This is a genomic window from Stenotrophomonas sp. 99219_Sma, assembly GCF_056480785.1.
Genome location: NZ_CM151117.1, coordinates 3,651,201 through 3,665,152, shown reverse-complemented (window position 1 = coordinate 3,665,152; position 13,952 = coordinate 3,651,201). Strand labels below are relative to the sequence as shown.

At 67.3% G+C, this 13,952-nt stretch carries 10 protein-coding genes; 8 read left to right on the top strand and 2 right to left on the bottom strand.

The window, feature by feature from the left end; all coding sequences use genetic code 11:
- Positions 1-187 precede the first annotated feature (187 nt).
- The gene (locus ACZK13_RS16765) at positions 188-1,192 is read left to right on the top strand and encodes a class I fructose-bisphosphate aldolase (protein ID WP_010481439.1); all 1,005 of its coding nucleotides are present in this window, start codon (positions 188-190) and stop codon (positions 1,190-1,192) included.
- 129 nt (positions 1,193-1,321) lie between these two features.
- Positions 1,322-2,470: an ABC transporter substrate-binding protein gene (locus ACZK13_RS16760; protein WP_253144755.1), complete on the top strand. Its 1,149-nt coding sequence runs from the start codon at positions 1,322-1,324 to the stop codon at positions 2,468-2,470.
- 91 nt (positions 2,471-2,561) lie between these two features.
- On the opposite strand, the gene ACZK13_RS16755 is transcribed toward ACZK13_RS16760, so the two are convergent.
- On the bottom strand, positions 2,562-3,161 hold the full coding sequence (locus tag ACZK13_RS16755; RefSeq protein ID WP_032127873.1) for an O-acetyl-ADP-ribose deacetylase: 600 nt from the start codon (positions 3,159-3,161) through the stop codon (positions 2,562-2,564).
- A 275-nt stretch (positions 3,162-3,436) separates the two neighbouring features.
- On the bottom strand, positions 3,437-4,396 hold the full coding sequence (gene cysK / locus ACZK13_RS16750; RefSeq protein WP_032127874.1) for a cysteine synthase A: 960 nt from the start codon (positions 4,394-4,396) through the stop codon (positions 3,437-3,439).
- A 207-nt stretch (positions 4,397-4,603) separates the two neighbouring features.
- On the opposite strand from cysK, the gene ACZK13_RS16745 reads away from it, so the two are divergent.
- The 6 genes from ACZK13_RS16745 to ACZK13_RS16720 all read left to right on the top strand — a co-directional run bounded on the left by ACZK13_RS16745 (position 4,604) and on the right by ACZK13_RS16720 (position 13,815).
- On the top strand, positions 4,604-5,587 hold the full coding sequence (locus tag ACZK13_RS16745; protein ID WP_043403003.1) for a LysR family transcriptional regulator: 984 nt from the start codon (positions 4,604-4,606) through the stop codon (positions 5,585-5,587).
- Positions 5,588-6,210: 623 nt separating this feature from the next.
- The gene (locus ACZK13_RS16740) at positions 6,211-6,642 is read left to right on the top strand and encodes a DUF2946 domain-containing protein (RefSeq protein WP_121504473.1); all 432 of its coding nucleotides are present in this window, start codon (positions 6,211-6,213) and stop codon (positions 6,640-6,642) included.
- A gap of 72 nt (positions 6,643-6,714) precedes the next feature.
- Positions 6,715-8,778 (top strand): TonB-dependent copper receptor, encoded by a 2,064-nt coding sequence (locus tag ACZK13_RS16735; RefSeq protein WP_253144038.1) that lies wholly within the window; start codon positions 6,715-6,717, stop codon positions 8,776-8,778.
- A 276-nt stretch (positions 8,779-9,054) separates the two neighbouring features.
- Positions 9,055-10,161, top strand: coding sequence for an efflux RND transporter periplasmic adaptor subunit (locus ACZK13_RS16730; RefSeq protein WP_253144035.1), 1,107 nt, complete (start codon positions 9,055-9,057; stop codon positions 10,159-10,161).
- Positions 10,158-13,283 carry an efflux RND transporter permease subunit gene (locus tag ACZK13_RS16725; protein ID WP_049425136.1) on the top strand — a complete coding sequence of 1,042 codons (3,126 nt, stop codon included), beginning with the start codon at positions 10,158-10,160 and terminating at the stop codon, positions 13,281-13,283. The genes ACZK13_RS16730 and ACZK13_RS16725 overlap by 4 nt, the downstream gene beginning before the upstream one ends.
- The gene (locus ACZK13_RS16720; RefSeq protein WP_180838157.1) at positions 13,276-13,815 is read left to right on the top strand and encodes a GNAT family N-acetyltransferase; all 540 of its coding nucleotides are present in this window, start codon (positions 13,276-13,278) and stop codon (positions 13,813-13,815) included. The genes ACZK13_RS16725 and ACZK13_RS16720 overlap by 8 nt, the downstream gene beginning before the upstream one ends.
- Positions 13,816-13,952: the final 137 nt, after the last annotated feature.

The window sequence follows — 13,952 nt, the reverse complement described above, 5'->3', positions numbered from 1 at the left end:
GCCCCGGGTCGGAGCCGCTGCGCGGGTCCGACCCGGGGTCAGATCCCCGAAGGGGTCGTGACCCGGCGCAACAGGACATCGCCTGTCCGGTGCGGACATTGGAATCGTTTCCAGACTGCCCTGCACGTCGGTGCAACGGGCGGCGGGGCTATACTTACGTTTTTCCCGCACCCGCCACAGGAAGTACATGAGCATCGAACAGCTGGCTGAAACCGCCCAGGCCATGGTTGCCCCGGGCAAGGGCATCATCGCGATCGACGAATCCACCGCTACCATCGCCAAGCGTTTCGCTGGCGTCGGTATCGAGAACACCGAGGAGAACCGTCGTGCCTACCGCGAACTGCTGCTGACCACGCCGAAGCTCAACGAGCACATTTCCGGCGCCATCCTGTTTGACGAAACCATCCGTCAGTCGACCAAGGACGGCGTGCCGTTCGCCAAGTACATGGCCGACCACGGCATGATTCCGGGCATCAAGGTGGACAAGGGTGCGCACCCGCTGGCCGGCTGCCCGGGCGAGCTGGTGACCGAAGGCCTGGACGGCCTGCGCGAGCGCCTGCAGGAGTACTACAAGCTGGGTGCGCGCTTCGCCAAGTGGCGTGCGGTGATCAACATCGGCGAAAGCATTCCGTCGGGCACCTGCATCGAGTCCAACGCCCACGCGCTGGCCCGCTATGCCGCCCTGTGCCAGGAATGCGGCCTGGTGCCGATGGTCGAGCCGGAAGTGATCATGGACGGCGACCACGACATCGAGACCTGCTACGAAGTCACCGAAGCCACCCTGCGTTCGCTGTTCGATGCCCTGTACCAGCAGAACGTGCTGCTGGAAGGCACCATCCTGAAGGCCTCGATGGTCATCTCCGGCAAGGGCTGCGATGAGCAGGCCGACGTCGAGGAAGTGGCCGAGTCGACCGTGATGTGCCTGAAGAGCACCGTGCCGGCCATCCTGCCGGGCGTGGTGTTCCTGTCCGGTGGCCAGAGCGACGAGCAGTCCACCGAGCATCTGAACGCGATGAACCAGCTGGGCAACCTGCCGTGGCCGCTGAGCTTCTCCTACGGCCGCGCCATGCAGCAGGCCGCGCTGAAGCTGTGGGCCAAGGACATGAAGGGCAACTACGCTGCCGCCCAGAAGACCGTGTACGAGCGCGCCAAGGACAACGGCCTGGCCGCGCTGGGCAAGTGGAACGGTTGATCCGTCCCATCGCAGGATGAACAGGGCAACGCCGGCATCACGCCGGCGTTTGCTTTTGCGGGTATCTTTTCCGCCCCCACGCACCGGGCCGGTGTGCGGGACATACATGGAAGGCCAAGGAGAAAAAACATGCGTTTGGCAGTAATCACACTGGCCGTCGCCACGGTCCTGATCGCTGGCGGTTGCAACCGCATCGGTGGCGGTGGTGACGCAGGCAAGGCCGCGTCGCTCGATTTCGACAAGCCGGTGTCCGGCGAGATCACCTCGCGCAGCGGCATCAACTTCAACGACGGCAGCCATCACCAGCTGTACCAGATCAAGCTGGAAGACAGGGAACTGGTCGGCCTGAAGCTCACCGGCGCACTGACCGGTTCGATCGCCGTGTTCAACAACGGCAGCCTGGTGTCCACCAGCAATACCGGTTACGAACGCGAAGGCGATGTCTCGCTGGCCTTCCGTGCCAACGGTGGCGGCACCTACCAGGTGGCGGTCAACGCCAACGGTCCCAGCGCCTTTGGCCCGTACCGCCTGCGCGCCGAGAAGCTGAAGCCGTACGACGGCAAGCCGCTGGTGGGCAGTGGTGAGATCGTCGACATGCTGGCCAGCAACTCGCAGGACTACACCCTGCAGGTGGAGAAGGCAGGCCTGTACGAGATCCGCCTGGTCTCGGATGTCTTCGATCCGGTGCTGAAGCTGTCCGGCCAGGGCGTGGATGCCGAGAACGATGACGGCGGCGACAGCACCAACTCGCGCCTGAACCTCTCGCTGAAGCCGGGCAAGTACACCCTGACTGCACGCGGCCTCGGCGACGGCGTCAATGGCATGTTCACCCTGTCGGCCACCCGCATTGAACTGCCAGGCAACCTGGTGGATCGCGATGGCACGGCACTGCCGAAGTCGGGCAGCGCGTACACCATGCTGGACAACGAAGGCCGCCGCCGCTTCCTGCTGACCCTGGATCGTCCGGCCGATGTGCGCCTGGACGCGATTTCCAGCCAGGTCGATACCGTGCTGCGCGTGGTCGGCGGCGACGTTGAGCTGACCGACGACGACAGTGGCAATGGCACCAATGCACGCCTGGAAGAGACGCTGCCGGCCGGTCACTACACCGTCGACGTGTCCAGCCTGAACAACGGTGCGGGCCTGGTGGAAGTGCGCGTGCAGGTCGAAGGTGCCAGCGCCGACGGTGCTGCCGCCTCGGCCGCACGCGCCGCTGCCGATGCAGCTGCTGCCGTGGCCGATGACGCCGCTGCTGCGGTGGAAGCAGCCAGCCGTTGAGGTGATCCACGCGTAGCGTGGATGACCTCAAGGCCGCAACGGGAAAGGCCGGGCAATGCCCGGCCTTTCCTTTTACCGGAAGCGCTGCGGTTCAGTGCGCAGCGGCGAAGCCCGCATCGCCCAGAGGCGGCAGCATCGATCCGCGCGGTTCGTTGTCCGTGCTTTGTCCCGCGGCGCTCAATGCCTGCTGGTAGGCCTTCGCCGTAGCAGTGTTGAACGCCACCAGCACGATGCGCATCGGCTGTGCATGGCTGCGCTGCCACGCCAGTGTTTCCGTCACTGCGATCTGCGCGGCCTGGTACAGCGGATAGCCATACACACCGCAGCTGATCGCCGGGAACGCGATCGACTTCACGCCCAACGACTCGGCCAACTGCAGCGATTTCCAGTAGCAGTTGGCCAGCAATGCCGGTTCGTCGCGCTGGCCGTCGTGCCAGACCGGGCCCACCGTGTGCAGTACATGCCGCGCAGGCAATGCGTAAGCGTCGGTGGCGCGCACTTCACCGGTCGGGCAACGCACGCCCGGACGCAGTTCCGGCAACTGCTCGCACTCGGCCAGCAATGCCGGCCCGGCCGCGCGATGGATCGCGCCGTCGACGCCGCCGCCGCCGAGCAGTGTTTCATTGGCCGCGTTGACGATCGCATCCACCGCCAGGGTCGTGATATCGCCCTGCCAAACTTCGATCTTCATGCGTCCGTCTCCTGCCTGTGAGGTGTTCCGCGCAGCATCTGCGCCGGCTGTTCCCACGGTAGGGGACAGGGCATCGATACTGCGTCATGACCGTCTCACGCGCTGCGATCCGACGGCCTTCACGCACGATGGCGGGCGACGCCTTCACGCAGGCTGAAGCAGAAAGGGCTCAGAGCTTTTTTCCGCACGGAAAAGGCTCTGACCCCTGCGATCCATGGTTCTGGCGAACCGGGTCAGAGCCCTTTCCCTGCAGGAAAGGGATCCGACCCGATGCATCACGGCAGGCCGGCCAGCCAGTCGTCGTCGGAACCCTCATTCACATCGGCGAACAGCGGTGTGGAGAAATAGCGCTCGCCGGTATCGGGCAGCATTGCCAGGATCACCGAGCCCGGTTCAGCGCGGGCGGCCACGTCCAGCGCGCTGGCCACGGTGGCGCCGGCGGAGATGCCGACGAAGATGCCTTCCTCCGCAGCCAGGCGACGCGCGGTGGCGATCGCGCGGTCATCTTCGACCGAGACCAGTTCGTCCACCACATCGCGGTTGAGCACGTCCGGCACGAAGTCCGGGGTCCAGCCCTGGATCTTGTGCGGCTTCCAGTCATCGCCCTTCAGCAGCGCGGCACCGGCCGGTTCGGTGGCGATGATGCGGGTCTGCGGGCGCGCGACCTTCAGCACTTCGCCCACGCCGGTAAGCGTGCCACCCGTGCCCCAGCCACTGACGAAGTAGTCCAGCCGCTTGCCGGCGAAGTCGCGCAGGATCTCGGCAGCGGTGGTGTTGCGGTGATAGGCCGGGTTGGCCGGGTTGGCGAACTGGCTGGCCAGGAACCAGCCGTGCTGCTCGGCCAGTTCGGCCGCCTTGCGCACCATGCCGCTGCCGCGCTCGGCGGCCGGGGTCAGGATCACCTTGGCACCGTAAGCGCGCATCAGCTTGCGGCGCTCCACCGAGAAGGTCTCGACCATGGTGGCCACGAACTTGTAGCCGCGCGCGGCGGCGACCATCGCCAGTGCCACGCCAGTGTTGCCTGAAGTGGCTTCGACAATGGTGTCGCCTGGCTTGAGCAGGCCGCGTGCCTCGGCGTCGAGGATGATCGCCAGCGCCAGACGGTCCTTCACCGAACCGCCCGGGTTGAACGACTCGACCTTGGCGTAGACGCTGACCTGCGCGGGCGCCAGGCGCTGCAGCCTGACGATGGGGGTGTTGCCGACGGTATCGAGGATGGAGTCGTACAGGGCCATGGAAGCGCTCCGGAAACGGGGCCGCGCCGGGCTTCGGCGGGCGAAGGGGGAGGGCTGGCTGTTCAGGCCAGCGGCTGCCGGCTGACCGTAGCGCCGGCATATGACGCCCGGAAATGACCAGATACCTTTCTTAAACAACCTTTGGTTATAAGCTGGTGACGGCAATTGACCCTAGAGTGGACCTCCGCCCCACGCCGCCTCCCTCCCATGACGCTGACCCAGCTGCGCTACCTGGTTGCCATCGCCGACGCCGAGCTGAACATCACGCTGGCCGCCTCGCGCGTGCACGCCACCCAGCCCGGTCTGTCCAAGCAGCTCAAGCAGCTGGAGGACGAGCTGGGTTTCCTGTTGTTCGTGCGCAAGGGCCGCAGCCTGGAGTCGGTCACCCCGGCCGGCACCGAGGTCATCGCCCGCGCCCGCGCGGTGCTGGCCGAGGCCAACAACATCCGCACCTACGCGGCCAACCAGCGCCGCGAGAGCCAGGGCCAGCTGATCCTGACCACCACCCACACCCAGGCGCGCTTCGTGCTGCCGCCGGCGGTGGCAGCGATCAAGCAGGCCTATCCCCAGGTGAGCGTGCATCTGCAGCAGGCCGGTGAAGCCGACGCGCTGGACCGCCTGAACCAGGGGGATGCCGATATTGCGATCATCAGCACCGCTGGCGGTGAGCCCACTGATGGCATCGCGGTGCCGCTGTTCCGCTGGCGACGTCTGGTGGTGGTACCCAAGGGCCACCCGCTGGACCGCGCCGGCCGCGCCCCAGACCTGGCCGCGCTGGCCCGGCAGCCATTGATCAGCTACGAATCCTCGACCCGGCCGAATTCCTCGTTGCAGCGCGCCTTCGCTGCGAACGGCCTGGTGCCGGATCTGGCGCTGACCGCGCTCGATGCCGACCTGATCAAGACCTACGTGCGTACCGGTCTGGGCGTGGGCCTGCTGGCGGAGATGGCGGTCAGTTCCAACGACGAAGACCTGAGGTCGTGGCCGGCCCCGGAGCCGATCACTGAGTGCATTGCCTGGGCGGTGCTGCCTCGCGATCGCGTGCTGCGTGATTACGCGCTGGAGCTGGTGCACGTGCTGGCACCGCAGATCGATCCGCGTGATCTGCGCAGGGTGCTGGATGGCAACCAGGCGGCGGCGTGGCCGGTGCCACCGACGTGGGAGTCACTGACCCAGACCATCACGGTGTGAGGTGGGTCGAGCAGGGCTTGCAGCCCTGCACCCGCGGGTAGTGCCGGCCGCTGGCCGGCAACCTCAGAAGCAACAGCAACAGCAACAGCAACAGCAGAAGCTGGCATTGCGTGGGGTGGCGGGGCGGTGTCGGAGTGCGGGGACGCCGCAAGTACGTCCCTGTAGGCTTGGCAGCCGCATCCATGCGGCTGACACCCCGCACTCCGACACCGCCCCACCTCTGACAGATTCCGGCGGCTGTTGGTAGGTGTCGACCTTGGTCGACACGGTAGATCCACGCCATGCGTGGATGCATTTCGATTCCAATTCGAAATATTCGATTCCGATGGAGATTCATCCACGCATGGCGTGGATCTACTGCAGATCGCAGAAATCTGTCGAAGGCGGGGTGGGTCCGGTTGCGGGGGCGTGAGCGCCATGGATGGCGCGACCGAGCCTCCATGGACGGATTTACGGCGTCCCCCGCAACTGGACCCACCCCGCCATCCCTCAGGAAACCAGCTTCTGCTGTTGCTTCGGCACCTGCCGTGGCCTCTGCGGGTGCAGGGCGCAGCCCTGCCGAAAACCCCTCCTGCGACGGTTCGTCGCACGGGCAACCCTGGACCCGGCTCTACACTAGCGGGGTGACCCGCCTGTCCCGCCCGCAGCGCCTTCTGCTCCAGCTCGCCGTCCTGGCGACGCTGTTGATGGTGCTTGCGCCACTGGTCAGTCGCGCGCTGCAGGCGCAGCCGATGGAGCATGCCGCGATGGCAGGCATGGACCACGCCGCCATGGGCCATGACATGCACGACATGGCCATGGCCGGGCACGATCAGCACGGCGCCGCGCCGGCCGCGCCCAGCCGCCCGCCCGACCCCCACGCCATGCACGGCGAAGCCTGCGAATACTGCGTGCTGGCCATGCGCCTGCTGCCGTGGCTGGCGGTGCTGGTGCTGCTGTTGCCGCTGCTGTGGCGGCCGCGGCTGGTGTTCCCGTGGTCGCAGCAGGTGCTGCCGGCACTGCGTTGGCCGGCGCATGCCGCGCGCGGGCCACCGCGCTTCTCCTTCGTCCGCTGATATCCCTATCGAATCTGCCGCACGACGCCTGACCGGGCGCCGTGCGCGCGTGCGTACTTTGGAGCTGTTCCGATGAAAATGACTTCCCGCCCCGCGGGCGCCTGCGCGCGCCTGCCGGTTGCCCTTGGCCTGGCCGTGGCCGCGTCACTGGCCCACGCTGCGCCTGCCGAAGAGGCACGTACGCTCGACACGATGGTGGTCACCGCCGCCGCACCGTCGTCCCCGCTGCACTGGGTGACCGATCCGCGTCTGCCGCGGCAGCCGGTGCCGGCCAGCGACGGTGCCGATTACCTGAAGACCGTTCCCGGTTTTTCCGCCATCCGCAACGGCGGCACCAACGGTGACCCGGTGCTGCGCGGCATGTTCGGTTCGCGCCTGAACATCCTCAGCAACGATGGCAACCTGATCGGTGCCTGCCCGTCGCGCATGGACAATCCGCTGTCCTACATCGCGCCGGAGAGCTTCGACCGGCTGACCATCATCAAGGGCCCGCAGAGCGTGCGCTGGGGGGCGGGCGCGTCGGCCGGCACCGTGCGTTTCGAGCGCGATACGCCGCGCTTCGAGGAACCGGGCCTGCGTGCCGATGCCAGTGCGCTGGTCGGTTCGCGCAACCGCAACGACCAGGTGCTGGACCTGACCCTGGGCAACCCGACCGGCTACGTACGCGCCAGCGGCAACCGTTCCGAAGCCGATGACTACAAGGACGGCCACGGTGACGTGGTGCCGTCGAAGTGGCGCAAGTGGAACGGTGACGTAGCCATCGGCTGGACGCCGGATGCCGACACGCTGCTGGAAATTTCCGCCGGTGCCGGTGATGCGATCGCGCGTTACGCGGGCCGTGGCATGGACGGTGCCGCGTTCGAACGCACCAGCTACGCGGCGCGTTTCGAGAAGCGCAACCTGCCGGGGGCATGGGACACGTTGCAGGCCAACGTGTACTACAACAACGCCGACCATGTGATGGACAACTACACGCTGCGCACGCCGAACCCGAACAGCATGATGCCGATGCCGATGGCGTCGAACGTGGACCGCCGTACCCAGGGCGGCCGGGTCAGTTCCGAGTGGCGCTGGCAGGACGTGCAGCTGGTGGCGGGTGTGGATGGCGAAGACAGCCGCCATCGTGGGCGCATGGGCATGGGCCGCGACACCTACCGCCAGGCCGCCTGGGAAACCGATGCCAACTTCCGCCGCTATGGCGTGTTCACCGAGTTGACCCTCGGCGCCGGCACCGACCAGCGCTGGATCAGCGGCCTGCGCATCGACCGCGCCAGCGTCCGCGATGAGCGGCAGTCGGTGCGCGGGATGATGGGCAACCGGCCGAACCCGACCGCTGGCCTGCAGCGCAAGGAATGGCTTGGCAGCGGCTTCCTGCGCTACGAGCAGGACCTGGCCGATGGCCTGACCTGGTACGCCGGCCTCGGCCACAGTGAACGCATGCCCGACTACTGGGAGCTGTTCTCGCCCAACCACGGCCCGGCCGGTGCGGTGAACGCGTTCACCGGCGTGCAGCCCGAGCGCACCACCCAGCTTGATGTGGGCATGCAATACAAGGGGCCCCGTGTGCAGGCGTGGGTGTCGGCGTACGCCGGGCAGATCCAGGACTACATCCTGTTCACCTACCACGGCAGCGGCATGATGGGCATGAGCCAGGCCCGCAACGTCGATGCCCGCATTGCCGGTGCCGAGGCGGGCCTGGAAGTGAGCGTGGCCGAGCAGTGGAAGCTGGGCGGCACGCTGGCCTATGCCTGGGGCGAGAACCGCGACCAGCATCGCCCGCTGCCGCAGATGCCACCACTGGAAGCACGCCTGAGCGCGAACTGGGAAGGCCAGCGCTGGAGTGCCGGTGCGCTGCTGCGCGCGGTGACCCACCAGCATCGTGTCGCAAATGGCCAAGGCAATGTGGTCGCGCAGGACCTGGGGCCGAGTGCCGGCTTCGCCACCTTCGCGCTCAACGCTGCTTACCGCTTCAGTTCGCAGCTGCAGCTCAGCGCGGGCGTCGACAACCTGTTCGACCGTGCCTACAGCGAGCACCTGAATCTGGCCGGCAGCGCCGACTTCGGTTTTCCGGCTGACCCGGTGCGCATCAACGAGCCGGGCCGCAGCCTGTGGATGAAGGTGAACTACCGGTACTGATCCGCCGGGTGTAAAAAAAAACCGGGGCCGGATCCCCGCCAGGATCCGCCCCCGCCCGACGCCCTCTGCCGGGCAGCTTCGACTCTACGATGGCAACGCCTGCGGTGCACGGCTGGATACACCTCGACACATGCCGACACCGCTGCGGTCAGCCTTGCACGGAACGGGTTCACGGCGCTATCGCGACGCCGGTTCCACGCCAGTAAACGCTTGGCACATATCGCTTCTGTGGGCGCTTGCCTACACTCGGCGGCCGTGGATCACTCAGGACCGTTCATGTTGGCTCGCATCGCTTCGACCCTGGCCCTTGGCCTCAGCCTGGCCGTGCTGGCCGGGTGCGCGGGCAAACAGGAGGCCGCCGCCCGTCGGCAGGGAGAAGCGGTGCCGGTCACCGCGCAGGTCGTGCAGTCCACGCAGTGGAACGACACGCTGCAGGCACTGGGTACGGCCAAGGCGCGCGAATCGATCAGCGTCACCGCCAAGGTCAGCGAGATCGTCGAGAAGGTGCACTTCGAAAGCGGCCAGCATGTTGCCGCCGGTGCGCCGATCGTGACCCTGCGCGGGCAGGCCCAGGAGGCCGCGCTGGTGCAGGCGCAGGCCACCTTCCATGAGGCCGACCAGCTGTACAAGCGCCAGCGCGAGCTGGCCACGCAGCGGCTGGTGTCCAGCGCCACGCTGGATACGCAGAAGTCGATCCGCGATGCCGCCGAGGCGCGTGTGGCGCAGATGCAGTCGGACATCGGTGACCGCCGCGTGCGTGCACCGTTCGCCGGTGTGCTCGGCATCCGCCAGGTCAGCCCGGGCACGTTGCTGACGCCGACCACGGTGATCGCCACGCTCGACGACATCGAACACATGCACATCGATTTCCAGGTGCCGGAAGTGGAACTGGCCGCGCTCGGCGTCGGTGACAAGGTCAGTGCCACCAGCGTGGCGTGGCCAGGCCGTACCTTCGAGGGCGTGGTCAGCACCGTCGACGCACGCATCGATCCGGCTACCCGTGCGGTGACCGTACGGGCCGACTTCGCCAACGGCGACCATGCCCTGCGCCCGGGCATGCTGCTGGACGTGCGCCTGTTCCACCCCGAGCGCCCGGCGCTGGTGATTCCGGAAATCGCCGTGGTCCAGGTCGGTCGCGATACCTTCGTGTACCGCATCACCGCCGACGACAGCGTCGAGCGCGTGGATGTGGTCACCGGCGCGCGCCGTGCCGGCGTGGTCGAGATCAGGCAGGGCCTGGAAGCGGGCCAGCGCATCGTGGTCGATGGCACCGGCAAGCTGCGCCCGGGCCTGAAGGTCGCGGCCAAGGACGCGGCACCGGTCACGGGTGCGAAGCCGGCTGATGCACCGGCGCCGGTCGCGGCCGAGGGCCACGGCGGATGAAGCTGTCCGACATCTCCATCCAGCGGCCGGTGTTCGCCGTGGTGATGAGCCTGTTGCTGCTGGTGCTGGGCGTGATGTCCTTCACCCGCCTGACCCTGCGCGAACTGCCCGCCATCGATCCGCCGATCGTTTCGGTATCAGTGGATTACACCGGCGCTTCGGCCGCGGTCATCGAAAGCCGCATCACCCAGGTGCTGGAAGATGCGCTGGCCGGCATCGAAGGCATCGATACGATCAACGCGCGCAGCACCAACGGCCGCTCGCAGGTCAGCATCGAGTTCACCTCCAACCGCGATATCGAAGCGGCGGCCAACGATGTGCGCGATGCGGTCAGCCGCGTCGCCGACCGCATGCCGGAAGAGGCGCGGCCGCCGGAAATCGCCAAGGTCGAGAGCGATGCCGACCCGATCATCTGGTTCAACATGGTCTCCTCGACCATGGACACGCTGGAGCTGAGCGACTACGCCGACCGCTACGTGGTCGATCGTTTCTCCAGCCTCGACGGCGTGGCCCAGGTCCGCATCGGCGGCCGCCAGCGCTATGCGATGCGGATCTGGCTGGACCGTGACCAGCTGGCGGCGCGCGGACTGACCACCGGCGACGTGGAAACCGCGCTGCGCAACGAGAACGTGGAACTGCCGGCCGGCCGCATCGAGTCGACCGACCGCGATTTCACCCTGCGCGTGGAGCGCAACTACATCAAGCCCGAAGACTTCGCGACCATCCCGCTGGGCAAGGGTCGTGACGGTTACGTGGTGCGCATGGGCGATGTGGCGAAGATCGAGCTGGCCTCGGCCGAGCGCCGCGCGTACTACCGCAGCAACGGCGAGCCGGGCATCGGCCTGGGCATCGTCAAGACCTCCACCGCCAACTCGCTGGACGTGGCGCGTACTGCGCGCGCTGAAGCCGAACGGGTCGCGCTGACCCTGCCCAAGGGCACGCAGATCTTCGTTGCCTTCGACAACACCACCTTCATCGAAGCCGCAGTGGACCGCGTCTACGCCACGCTGGTGGAGGCGATGATCCTGGTGCTGGCAGTGATCTGGCTGTTCCTCGGCAGTTTCCGTGCTGCACTGATTCCGGCAGTAACGGTGCCGGTGTGCCTGGTCGCCGCCTTCATCGCGCTGTATGCGTTCGACTTCTCGATCAACCTGCTGACCCTGCTTGCCCTGGTGTTGTGCATCGGCCTGGTGGTGGACGATGCGATCGTGGTGGTGGAGAACGTGCAGCGCCGCATCGATCTGGGTGAACCGCCGTTGGTGGCGTCCAAACGCGGTACCGCGCAGGTGGCGTTCGCAGTGATCGCCACCACGGCCGTGCTGGTGGCGGTGTTCCTGCCGGTGGGTTTCCTGGAGGGCAACACGGGACGGCTGTTCCGCGAACTGGCAGTGGCGCTGGCCGCAGCAGTGGCGTTGTCCGCGTTCGTGGCGCTGACGCTGACGCCGATGATGGCCTCCAAGCTGCTCAAGCCGCATACCGGGCAGGCGCCGCGTGGCCTGCATGGTTTCATCAACCGCAACCTGGAGCGCCTGGCCGGGGCTTATGGGCGGGTGCTCGACCACCACGTGGACCGCACCTGGATCTACCTGCTGGTGATGGTGGCCGCACTGGCCGCCAGCTGGGGCCTGCTCAAGCTGCTGCCGTCGGAACTGGCGCCGGCCGAAGACCGCGGTTCGTTCCAGATCATGATCGATGGCCCGGAAGGCGCCGGCTACGACTACACCGTGCAGCAGGTGCAGCAGGTGGAATCGATGCTGGCACCGCATGTTGGCCCGGACAAACCGATCGTGCGCGCCAATCCACGCGTGCCCGGTGGTTGGGGTGCCAGCGAGGAAATGCACACCGGCCGCGTCAGCATCTTCCTGCAGCCGTGGCGCCAGCGCAGCGAAGGCACGCCGGAAGTGGCCAACGAACTGCAGAAGGAACTGGACACCATCCGCGGCGTGCGCGTGCGTACGCAGGTGGGCGGTGGCCTGGTGCGCAGCGGCGGGCAGCCGTTCCAGATCGTGCTGGGCGGCCCGGAATATGCCGAGATCGCGCAGTGGCGCGACCGCATCCTGCTGCGCATGGCCGACAACCCCGGCCTGGTCGGTCCGGACTCGGATTACAAGGAAACGCGGCCGCAGATGCGGGTCAACATCGACCGCCAGCGTGCGGCCGACCTCGGCGTGCCGGTCACCGCGATCGGTTCGGCACTGGAAACCATGATGGGCTCGCGCCGCGTCACCACCTTCGTCGACAACGGCGAAGAGTACGACGTGCTGGTCCAGGCCGGTCGCGATGGCCGTGCCAGCCCGGCCGACCTGGCCGCCATCCGCGTGCGCGCGACGTCCGGCGAACTGGTGCCGCTGTCCAACCTGGTCACGCTGAGTGAGGTGGCCGAGGCCGGCACCCTGAACCGCTTCAACCGCCTGCGCTCGATCACCATCAACGCGGGCCTGGCGCCGGGCTATCCGCTGGGCGAGGCGATTGCCTGGGCGCAGCAGGTCACGCGCGAAGAGCTGCCGCAGTACGCGCAGGTGAACTGGAAGGGCGAATCGCGCGAATACCAGAGTGCCGGCGGCGCGGTGCTGCTGACCTTCGCCATGGCGCTGCTGGTGGTGTACCTGGTGCTGGCCGCACAGTTCGAGAGCTTCATCCACCCGCTCACCATCATGCTGACCGTGCCGCTGGGCGTGCTCGGCGCGCTGGTCGGGTTGTGGGTGAGTGGCGGTACCGTGAACCTGTTCAGCCAGATCGGCATCGTCATGCTGGTCGGCCTGGCCGCGAAGAACGGCATCCTCATTGTTGAATTCGCCAACCAGCTGCGTGACGACGGAAGAACCGTGCGCGAGGCGATCATCGAATCGGCGATGGTGCGCCTGCGCCCGATCCTGATGACCTCGATCGCCACCGTGGTCGGTGCGATTCCGCTGGTGGTGGCCGGTGGCCCCGGTTCGGCCAGCCGTGGCACCATCGGCATCGTGATCATCTTCGGTGTGACCCTCTCGACGTTCCTGTCGCTGTTCGTGGTGCCGGCGTTCTACGCGCGGCTGGCGCCCTACACCCGCTCGCCGGAAGCGGTGAAGCGCGAGCTGGAGAAGCAGGAGGCGGAGTCGCCGTCGGTGGGTGGTCATGCCTGATCCGACCACCGTGCTGCGAGGCGACGGCTTCCAACTGCGCCCCTGGCGCCCGGATGATCTGGAATCGCTGCTGCGCCATGCCAACGACGCCGAGGTATCGCGGGGCCTGCGTGATCGTTTCCCGTACCCGTACACGCGCGAGGATGGCGAGGCCTTCCTCGCCGGTCGCGTGCTGGCCCCCGGCACCCTGAACCTGGCCATCGAGATCGACGGCCAGGCCTGCGGCAGCGTCGGGGCCCAGCAGGGCAGTGCCGAGCGCGGGCACATGGCGGAACTGGGCTACTGGCTGGGCCAGGCGTACTGGGGCCAGGGGCTGATGACCCGGGTGGTCGGACTGTTCGCACCCTGGGTGATGGACGAGCTGTGCCTGTTCAGGCTGCAGGCCGGGGTGGTCGATTTCAACCTCGGCTCGGCCCGGGTGCTGGAAAAGAACGGCTTCCAGGAAGAAGGCGTGGACCGCTGCGCGGTCTACAAGCGCGGCGTGCTGCACGACCTGCGCCGCTTCGCCCGGGTGCGCACGCAGCTGCCCTGAACACGCGGGCCGGCCGCGGTAGAGCCGAGGCCGTGCCCGGCCGCCGTCATCACCACCCCGAGCATGGGCTCGGCTCTACAACACAGCGCTACCGCAGCGGCCTTCGATCAGGGAGAATCGACCGGTCCCTTCCAGCC

Bases quoted from the DNA above. Each gene is read 5' to 3' on its own strand.
- ACZK13_RS16720 (WP_180838157.1), top strand. From the start codon at position 13,276: ATGCCTGATCCGACCACCGTGCTGCGAGGCGACGGCTTCCAACTGCGC.
- ACZK13_RS16765 (WP_010481439.1), top strand. From the start codon at position 188: ATGAGCATCGAACAGCTGGCTGAAACCGCCCAGGCCATGGTTGCCCCG.
- ACZK13_RS16735 (WP_253144038.1), top strand. From the start codon at position 6,715: ATGAAAATGACTTCCCGCCCCGCGGGCGCCTGCGCGCGCCTGCCGGTT.
- ACZK13_RS16745 (WP_043403003.1), top strand. From the start codon at position 4,604: ATGACGCTGACCCAGCTGCGCTACCTGGTTGCCATCGCCGACGCCGAG.
- ACZK13_RS16725 (WP_049425136.1), top strand. From the start codon at position 10,158: ATGAAGCTGTCCGACATCTCCATCCAGCGGCCGGTGTTCGCCGTGGTG.
- ACZK13_RS16755 (WP_032127873.1), bottom strand. From the start codon at position 3,161: ATGAAGATCGAAGTTTGGCAGGGCGATATCACGACCCTGGCGGTGGAT.
- ACZK13_RS16730 (WP_253144035.1), top strand. From the start codon at position 9,055: ATGTTGGCTCGCATCGCTTCGACCCTGGCCCTTGGCCTCAGCCTGGCC.
- ACZK13_RS16760 (WP_253144755.1), top strand. From the start codon at position 1,322: ATGCGTTTGGCAGTAATCACACTGGCCGTCGCCACGGTCCTGATCGCT.
- cysK (WP_032127874.1), bottom strand. From the start codon at position 4,396: ATGGCCCTGTACGACTCCATCCTCGATACCGTCGGCAACACCCCCATC.